Source organism: Burkholderia sp. HI2714 (assembly GCF_002223085.1).
Taxonomy (GTDB): domain Bacteria; phylum Pseudomonadota; class Gammaproteobacteria; order Burkholderiales; family Burkholderiaceae; genus Burkholderia; species Burkholderia lata_D.
The window spans coordinates 1-2,101 of record NZ_NKFM01000125.1 but is presented as its reverse complement, the minus strand read 5'-3'; the positions used below and the strand labels follow the sequence as shown (position 1 = coordinate 2,101).

At 54.4% G+C, this 2,101-nt stretch carries 1 protein-coding gene; it reads left to right on the top strand.

What is annotated here, in order from left to right; genetic code table 11:
• On the top strand, positions 1-1,847 hold a 1,847-nt coding region (locus CFB82_RS41330; protein WP_218829104.1), incomplete at its 5' end, for a C80 family cysteine peptidase.
• Positions 1,848-2,101: the final 254 nt, after the last annotated feature.

Sequence of the window (2,101 nt, the reverse complement as noted above, 5' to 3'; positions counted from 1 at the left end):
AGGATGAGGGTGTGTCGGCGCAACGGGTGGTCAAGCCCGGGCAGGTGGCGCGGGTCGAGCAGGATGAGGCGGAGTCGGGCCAGCGGAGCACGGATCGCTACGCGAAGCGGGTGATCGTGCAGCAGGGCGATGATGAGGTGACGACGCAGGCGGCCCGGAACCTGGCGGCCAAGCATGGTGAGAACACGGCGGTGGTGAAGGCTGGGCCGGGGGGCGAACTGGAGGGGTTGGACAAGCTTGCCCCAACGGATGGGAAGGTGAAGGTGCAGGTGGTGGGGCACGGGGATCCGGAGGGTGGGAAGCTGGGTGGTGCGGATGCACAGGAGCTGGCGGGGCAGATCAAGCAGGTGAAGGGCCGGCTGGGCGAGGAAGCGGAGGTGTCGAAGGTGGCGCTGGTGGGATGCAAGACGGCGTGCGGGACGGAGGATCAGCCGAGCCTGAAGCAGCAGGTGCAGGCGGCGCTGGCCAAGCAGGGCACCGAGGTGGGCGAGGTGAAGGGCCGCGATACCTACGTCACGGTCGACCAGGACGGTCATAAGCACGACACCGACGCGGGGGATCAGCGCGCATTGCCAAAGCCACAGCAAAAGGATGCTGCAAACAATTCGACCGAGTCGGGTGACGTCAGCGAGCGTGAACAATCATCATCGGCCGTGTTAGATCGGAGAGACGTGTCTAAGCGTCGTTCTGAGGAATTGGAACGCCAGCTTACTGACGCAAATGGAGAAAGGTATCGAGTGGTTGCTGAAGATTCCGAAACGCAAAGATCGGATATTAATGGCAGCAATTTGTCAGATCCGGAAAAATTGCATCATCAAATCATGAGCCTTGACCAAAAGGTGCGGAGTGAAAAATCCGAACTTGAGCGAGAGAGTAGTGCGTACGACGCGAGAGGAATCGATTATGATCTCAGGAAAATTAGCTTTGATACAGATGTAAAAAGGCTTAAAGATAAGATATCTGGCATGCCAATCAAAAATCGAGAGTTTTTTGAAAATATTAAGGATGGGTTTCTGACTGCAAAGATTATGAGTAACAATGAAATCGGCTTGGATTATATTGCAGTGCGAATTCAAGATGATGAGTTTACGGATTTTAAAAATTCTCAAATTCAGGGTCACAACAACCCCCAAGCCAAAATAAAGGATTGGTACAATCCGATACCCCATCCATGGGGGCTTCCTATTGCAGTCGGCTCGAGCAAGCGTGCTCGAGATATTACTCGTCGTGACGGAGTCGATGCATTGAATGTTGCGTTGATTCCTCGAGGTCAGTTGAATGAAACACTTCATAGTGCGCAAGCTGATTACGGTGGCAATAACACCAAATCTTGGGTTATTTTTCCGTTACGTGATGCTATTGCCAAAGGTGGGAAGCTTTATCCTGATACAAGTGCGATAGGGGCTGGTGATCATCCTTTTATTATCACCTTGCCAAAGGGAACTAAATTGGATGTAGAAATCCAACCTGTGAATACTGAACCATTCTCACCTCAACGAGGCGTGGTCGATACTCCTACACAGTCCACGCGGTCAGCTTTGCCCTCTTTAGACGAACAGCCGATTCATGGGGCGCCGTCGACACCCAAGTCGATGCCTGACCTGACAGTGGTGGGCACGAAGATGCCGATTCATGAGGCGCAGCCAACGCCCAAGCCGGCGCCAGTCCGCAAGGAGCCCTTGTCGGGTGCCCAATATATGGTGGCGGATCGCCCAGATGTCGCGCAAGCCAAGCAAACCATCAGTCGGGTAGCAGGGATGAACGATGCCGCCCTGAAGAAGGCAGCTGCGGCGGGTAAGCCCCTGACTATTAAAAGTAAGCGGTCAGCGAACGGCTTTGTTCGATAGGGTAGTGGCTCATTTGGTTGCGGGCGCAATTAAGTGTTTCTGGTAAACCGTCTTGAGATTTGTTAGCTTCGGCAAACCCTGACTGCCGGAGATTTGGATGAAGTGCGTCGTTGTACTGACCGAAGTTGAGGAGTTGACCTTGCAACAGTTGTCGATCAACCACTGGCACCAAGACATCCGCACGCGGGGGGCGGGCGTGCTGATGCTTGGACAGCGACTCAAGGTTCCGGTGATTGCCAAGCGTCTGGGCGTCA